1 protein-coding gene is annotated in these 706 nt (G+C 69.3%); it reads right to left on the bottom strand.

Going from position 1 to position 706, the window contains the following annotated elements:
- A partial coding sequence (gene tal, locus R4I43_RS34235) for a transaldolase (RefSeq protein WP_324269882.1) occupies positions 1–706 on the bottom strand: 706 nt, incomplete at both ends.

Below are 706 nucleotides of genomic sequence, written 5' to 3'. Positions count from 1 at the left end.
CGACGGTGTCGAGGAGTTCGGTCCAGGACTTCTCGAACTTGTCGACGCCCTCGGTCTCCAGCGCCTTGAACACGTCGTCGAGGTCGATGCCCGCGGCGGCGAGGTCGTCGAAGACCTGCTGGGACTCGGCGGCGGTGCCGCTGACCAGGTCGCCGCGCACGTCGGCGTGGTCGGCGGTGGCCTGCAGCGTCGACTCCGGCATGGTGTTGACCGTGTTCGGCGCGGCGAGCTCGTCGACGTAGCGGGTGTCGGAGTAGGACTTGTCCTTCACCCCGGTCGAGGCCCACAGCGGCCGCTGCGCCCGAGCACCCTCGGCCTGCAGCGCCTTCCACCGGTCGGAGGAGAAGACCTCCTGGTAGGCGGCGTAGGCCAGGCGGGCGTTGGCGATGGCGGCCTTGCCGCGCAGCGGGTGGCCCTCCTGCATGGCGTCGAGGCGCTTGTCGATCTCGGTGTCCACGCGGGAGACGAAGAACGACGCCACCGACTCGATCGAGGCCAGGTCGTGGCCGTTGGCCTTGGCCAGCTCCAGGCCCGCCAGGTAGGCGTCCATGACGGCCTCGTAGCGCTCGACGGAGAAGATCAGGGTCACGTTGACGCTGATGCCCTCGCCGATCACCTTCGTGATCGCCGGCAGGCCCGCCAGCGTGGCCGGGATCTTGACCATCAGGTTCGGCCGGTCCACGGCCTTCCACAGATCGATCGCCTC

The sequence above is a fragment of the Saccharopolyspora mangrovi genome, assembly GCF_035320975.1.
GTDB lineage: Bacteria > Actinomycetota > Actinomycetes > Mycobacteriales > Pseudonocardiaceae > Saccharopolyspora > Saccharopolyspora mangrovi.
This window is presented reverse-complemented; position numbering and strand designations above follow the sequence as displayed.